This is a genomic window from Skermanella sp. (genome assembly GCF_059503625.1).
Map to the genome: position 1 here is coordinate 1 of NZ_JCACHA010001116.1, position 5,366 is coordinate 5,366.

7 protein-coding genes are annotated in these 5,366 nt (G+C 65.0%); all 7 read left to right on the top strand.

The window, feature by feature from the left end; all coding sequences use genetic code 11:
* Positions 1-46 precede the first annotated feature (46 nt).
* On the top strand, positions 47-349 hold the full coding sequence (locus tag AC5JJ6_RS39960; RefSeq protein WP_496047376.1) for a helix-turn-helix domain-containing protein: 303 nt from the start codon (positions 47-49) through the stop codon (positions 347-349).
* Positions 346-1,662, top strand: coding sequence for a type II toxin-antitoxin system HipA family toxin (locus AC5JJ6_RS39965; RefSeq protein WP_496047377.1), 1,317 nt, complete (start codon positions 346-348; stop codon positions 1,660-1,662). The genes AC5JJ6_RS39960 and AC5JJ6_RS39965 overlap by 4 nt, the downstream gene beginning before the upstream one ends.
* 128 nt (positions 1,663-1,790) lie before the next feature.
* Complete coding sequence (locus AC5JJ6_RS39970; protein ID WP_496047378.1) at positions 1,791-2,045, top strand: AbrB/MazE/SpoVT family DNA-binding domain-containing protein; 255 nt, start codon at positions 1,791-1,793, stop codon at positions 2,043-2,045.
* A complete protein-coding gene (locus AC5JJ6_RS39975) occupies positions 2,042-2,380 on the top strand; it encodes a type II toxin-antitoxin system PemK/MazF family toxin (protein WP_496047379.1) in 339 nt (112 codons plus the stop codon). Before AC5JJ6_RS39970 ends, AC5JJ6_RS39975 begins: the two co-directional genes overlap by 4 nt.
* A 60-nt stretch (positions 2,381-2,440) precedes the next feature.
* Positions 2,441-2,677, top strand: coding sequence for a hypothetical protein (locus tag AC5JJ6_RS39980; RefSeq protein ID WP_044432221.1), 237 nt, complete (start codon positions 2,441-2,443; stop codon positions 2,675-2,677).
* 117 nt (positions 2,678-2,794) lie between these two features.
* A complete protein-coding gene (locus AC5JJ6_RS39985; RefSeq protein ID WP_496047380.1) occupies positions 2,795-3,766 on the top strand; it encodes a glycine--tRNA ligase subunit alpha in 972 nt (323 codons plus the stop codon).
* A gap of 17 nt (positions 3,767-3,783) precedes the next feature.
* A partial coding sequence (glyS, locus tag AC5JJ6_RS39990; RefSeq protein ID WP_496047381.1) for a glycine--tRNA ligase subunit beta occupies positions 3,784-5,366 on the top strand: 1,583 nt, incomplete at its 3' end.

Consider the following 5,366-nt stretch of genomic DNA (forward strand, 5'->3'; position numbering starts at 1 on the left):
ATAATATATTGTCCATTAAATCGTATTTCAGCACTATATGGATAACATGTTATCTATTGAGTTCGCCTCGCCTGCCGATATCTGCCACAGCATCGCCCAACGGTCCCGTGCCGCCCGTCTGGCAGCCGACCTGAGCCAGGAGGGCTTGGCCGAACGGTCCGGAGTGAGCCTCGGCACGCTGAAGCGGTTCGAGCACACGGGGGCGGCCTCCCTTGAGGTGGTGGTTCGCATCGCCTTGGCGCTGCGCCTGGAAAGCGGGTTCGAGGGCCTGTTCGTCCTGCCGAAATTCACATCTCTGGACGAAGTCATCGCGACACCCCGGAAGCGCCTGCGGGGCAAGAAGAAGTGACTCAGCGGAAGACGGGACCGTTCCGCCCCATCCCGCTGCTGAACGTGGAGATCGATCTGGACGGCCTCCGGCATCAGGTCGGCCGCTTGGCGTGGCGCGACCGCGTCGCCTACTTCGAATACGATCAGGCGTTCCTCTCCAGCGGTCTGGATCTGTCCCCCTTCCGCCTTAAGTTGGGTCCCGGCCTGATGGAAGGCCCACCAAGGCCGTTCGACGGCCTGCATGGCTTGTTCAATGACAGCCTGCCCGATGGCTGGGGCCGCCTTCTGATGGACCGCAAACTCCACCGGATCGGCCTGCATCCCGGACAATTGACGCCCCTGGACAGACTGGCCTGGGTGGGAACCCATGGCATGGGCGCGCTGATATATCGCCCCGAGCATCCACCCCTGGCCGACGGCGGCAATGGCTTGATCGACCTGGACAAGCTCTCCGGGGAGGCGCGCAAAGTGCTGAACGACAGCCCCCGCGCCGTGCTGGACGAGTTGCTGGCAGTCGGCGGATCGCCCCACGGCGCCCGGCCGAAAGCGCTGGTCGGCTTGGCGAACGACCATAGCCGCCTGATCCATGGTGTCGACGAGATGCCCGATGGCTTCGATCCCTGGATGGTCAAGTTCCGGGCAGCCGCCGACCCCATTGACATCGGCGCCATTGAAAATGCCTATGCCGGCATGGCCGGAGCGGCCGGCGTGGACATGCCGCCGACCAAGCTGTTCCCGGCCAGGAAAGGCCCCGGCTTTTTCGGCATCAAACGGTTCGACCGCGTCCACAACAGGCGGGTCCACATGCATACCGTCAGCGGTCTGCTGAATGCATCGCATGAACATCCCAGCATCGGCTACGGCCATCTGCTCAGGGTCGCCTGGACCCTGGTACGCCGTCAAAGCGCCGTCGAACAGATGTTCACGCGGATGGCCTTCAACGTCTTCGCCTTCGATCGCGACGACCACACCAAGAACCACAGCTTCATGATGGCGCCGGACGGCGCCTGGCTGCCGGCCCCCGCCTATGACGTGACGTTTTCCATGGGCCACGGCGGGGAACATGCGCTGGATGTCGCCGGAAGCGGCAATCCCGGCATCGAGCATGTTCTCAAACTGGCGGACGAGGTCGGCATCGGCCGGGGCAAATCCCAGGAAATCATCGACCGGGTTCGATCCGTAGCGTCTCGCTGGCCGGAATTCGCCGACGCCGGCGGCGTTTCGAAAAAGTCCCTCGCCGTCATCGATCTTCATCTGAACGGCCCACGCAAGCCGGCCCGCCGGCCTCGCCCGGCGGGTGGCGCCGCCGTGGAAACGGGAGACCGCCCGTGAAGCAGGACGCATCCCGAAGCGCACCTATGCCGAAGCTTCCAACCCGCAGTCGAGCCTGATCGGCACCTGACCGGTACGATGCTGATTGCTCCGGAAGCCGCCAGCCATTAGGATATACTGCGTATATCATGGAGGACATGATGCAAGTTCAATTGGCTCGCTGGGGCAACAGCTTGGGGCTGCGGATTCCAAAGGAATTAGCTGGCCGGCTCGGTCTGAAAGACGGCGCTCGGGTCGAAATCGAGGCTGAAGGAGATCGCCTCATAATCAGGACCGATCGTCCGCACTACAGGCTTGAGGAACTTCTGACCGGAATCACCCCGGAGGACATGCGCGAAGCGTTCGACTGGGGGCCTGACGTCGGCCGGGAAGTGGTGGATTGATCTACGAACCCGATGAAGGCGATTTGATATGGACCGACTTAGATCCGCGCGTGGGTCGAGAGCAGAGCGGCCGACGACCAGCTGTCGTCGTTTCGCCAGTGGCTTTCTGGCAGACGACACGCCTCGCCATAGTCTGCCCAATCACATCGCGGATTCGTCCCTTTGGAACGAGCGTCGTGCTTCCCGAAGGCTTGGCGGTGACCGGCGAGGTGCTGACAAGTCTCGTCCGAAGCATAGACACGATGGCCCGCCCCATCACCTACGCCGGCGGCAAGGTTCCCCCGGCGGTGCTGGCGGACCTGCGTGCGAAGCTGGCTGCATTGATGGGGATGTGAATGGCGGACATGGGCGCTCGCTCCTTGACCGCCCCCGCCCCGCCGCCGTAATGAAGACGCATGTTCTCAAAGATCCTCACCCTCATCCTGCTGATCGCCGTCGTCTGGTACGGCTACCGGTACGTCGCCCGGATCAACGCCAGGATGGAGGCGAAGCGGAAGCTGGACGCCAACGAAGGCGGCCTGCCCCGTCCGCGCCCCAATGCGGAGGAAATGATCCGCTGTCCGGCCTGCAACGTTTATGTGTCGGCAACCAAAGCGACCAGTTGCGGGCGGCCCGACTGCCCCTATCGTTGAACACCCCGTTCCAGGCCTCCCAATCAGGTCCAAGGAACGACCCGCCCGCACTTGATTCCGGCAGACTGCCCGCGTATCGTCCACGCACTGCAACAAAACGATAAAGCGTGAACGACCATGGCGCCTGCAAGCGCGGCGACCCAGCCCTCCGGATCGGCGGAATCAAGCGGTTCCAAACGGCCTCTCAGTTTCCAGGGCTTGATCCTCAAGCTCCAGAATTATTGGGCGGAGCAGGGCTGCGTCATTCTCCAGCCCTACGACATGGAAGTGGGCGCCGGCACGTTCCACCCGGCGACGACGCTCCGGGCACTTGGGCCGCAGCCGTGGCGCGCCGCCTATGTCCAGCCGTCGCGCCGCCCCAAGGACGGGCGCTACGGCGAAAATCCGAACCGGTTGCAGCACTATTACCAGTTCCAGGTCATCCTGAAGCCGTCGCCGGCGGACGCGCAGGACCTCTACCTGAAAAGCCTCTACGCGCTGGGCATCGACCCGGCGCTGCACGACATCCGTTTCGTCGAGGACGACTGGGAAAGCCCGACCCTGGGCGCCTGGGGGCTGGGCTGGGAAGTCTGGTGCGACGGCATGGAAGTCACCCAGTTCACCTATTTCCAGCAGGTCGGCGGGATCGAGTGCGATCCCATCGCGGTCGAGCTGACCTATGGGCTGGAACGCCTCGCCATGTATGTCCAGGGCGTCGAGAACGTCTACGACCTCGACTTCAACGGGGCCGGCGTCCGCTACGGCGACGTCTTCAAGCGGGCGGAGATCGAGTATTCCGCCTTCAACTTCGAGCATGCCAACACCGACCGGCTGCTCCAGCACTTCAAGGACGCCGAGGCCGAGTGCCAGTCCCTCCTGAACGAAAAGCTGGCCCTGCCCGCCTATGACCAGGCCATCAAGGCCAGCCACCTGTTCAACCTGCTGGACGCGCGCGGCGTGATCAGCGTGGTCGAGCGGGCCGCCTATATCGGACGGGTCCGCACCCTCGCCAAAGGCTGCTGCGAAGCCTGGATCGCGGGATCTCCGTCGACAGACGGAAAGCCGCCGATAGCTTCCGATGCGGCGCCGCCCTCCGGCCCCACCTCCTGATCGAACCGCCGGATATCATGCCCCAGCTTCTTATCGAACTGTTCTCCGAAGATATTCCGGCACGCATGCAAGCCCGTGCGGCCGAGGATCTTCAGCGCCTGATCACCACCAAGCTGGCGGCGGCCGGGCTTGAGATCGGATCGTCGCAAGCCCATTCCACGCCCCGCCGTCTGGCGCTGGTGGTCGAAGGTCTGGCATCCCGCACGGCGGACGTCCGGGAGGAGCGCAAGGGTCCGCGCGTCGGCTCGCCCGAGCAGGCCGTCGCCGGTTTCCTGCGCGGCGCCGGCCTTGCCAGCCTGGACCAGTGCGAACAGCGCGACACCGGCAAGGGCGTCTTCTGGTTCGCCGTGACCGAGAAGCCCGGCCGCGACACCGCCGAGGTCCTGCCCGGCCTGATCAGCGAGACGATCCGCGAGTTCCCCTGGCCCAAGAGCATGCGCTGGGCCACCGGCACCTTCCGCTGGGTCCGGCCGATCCATCACATCCTCGCCGTCTTCGACGGGAAGTTGCTGGAAGGCTCGTTCGACCTCGGCGGAAAAGTCGGAATGATGACATTTACCGACAGGACGCGGGGGCATCGCTTTCTTTCCCCGGATGCCGTGATCGCCGCCGGCAACTTCGACGCGTACCGCGACGGCTTGCTGGATGCCCACGTCATCCTGTCCCGCGACGAGCGCCGCGCCAAGATCGCCGCCGACGCGGCGGAAGTCGCCGGCAGCCACGGCCTTGTCGTCGCTCCCGACGAAGGCTTGGCAGACGAGGTCACCGGCCTCGTCGAATGGCCGGTCGTGCTGAGCGGCGCCATCGACCAGCAGTTCATGGACGTCCCGCCGGAGGTGTTGACCACCTCGATGCGGACGCACCAGAAATATTTCGCGACGACGGATGCCACCGGCAAACTCGCTCCCCGATTCGTCGTGGTCGCCAATACGACCACCTCGGACGGCGGCGCCGCCGTGATCGCCGGCAACGAACGCGTCCTGCGCGCCCGCCTGTCGGACGCCAAGTTCTTCTGGGACCAGGACCGCAAGGTGAAGCTGGAGGAACGCGTCCCCTCGCTCGATGCCGTCACCTTCCACGCCCGTCTCGGCACCGTCGCCGAAAAGGTTTCCCGGATGGAGACGCTGGCGGCAGAACTGGCGGCCTTCATCCCCGGCGCCGATCCCGATCAGGCGCGGCTGGCCGCCCGGCTCGCCAAGGCCGACCTCGTCACCGGCATGGTCGGGGAGTTCCCGGAGCTTCAGGGCGTCATGGGCCGCTACTACGCGCTCGGTGAAGGCCTGGACGCACCGGTCGCCGACGCCATCGCGGAACATTACAAGCCGCTCGGCCCCACCGACCGCTGCCCGACGGCACCCGTCAGCATCGCCGTGGCGCTGGCCGACAAGCTGGACACCCTCGTCGGGTTCTTCGCGATCGACGAGAAGCCGACCGGCTCCAAGGACCCCTACGCGCTGCGCCGCGCGGCCTTGGGCGTGATCCGCCTGATCGTGGAAAACGGCCTGCGGCTGGAACTGACAAAGGTCTTCACCCTGGCGCACAAGCTCCAGAGCGCGGACAAGCTGACCCCGGCATCCGAGGTCGGCGGCCAGCTTCTCGA

Bases quoted from the DNA above. Each gene is read 5' to 3' on its own strand.
- AC5JJ6_RS39960 (WP_496047376.1), top strand. From the start codon at position 47: ATGTTATCTATTGAGTTCGCCTCGCCTGCCGATATCTGCCACAGCATC.
- AC5JJ6_RS39970 (WP_496047378.1), top strand. From the start codon at position 1,791: ATGGAGGACATGATGCAAGTTCAATTGGCTCGCTGGGGCAACAGCTTG.
- AC5JJ6_RS39980 (WP_044432221.1), top strand. From the start codon at position 2,441: ATGTTCTCAAAGATCCTCACCCTCATCCTGCTGATCGCCGTCGTCTGG.
- AC5JJ6_RS39985 (WP_496047380.1), top strand. From the start codon at position 2,795: ATGGCGCCTGCAAGCGCGGCGACCCAGCCCTCCGGATCGGCGGAATCA.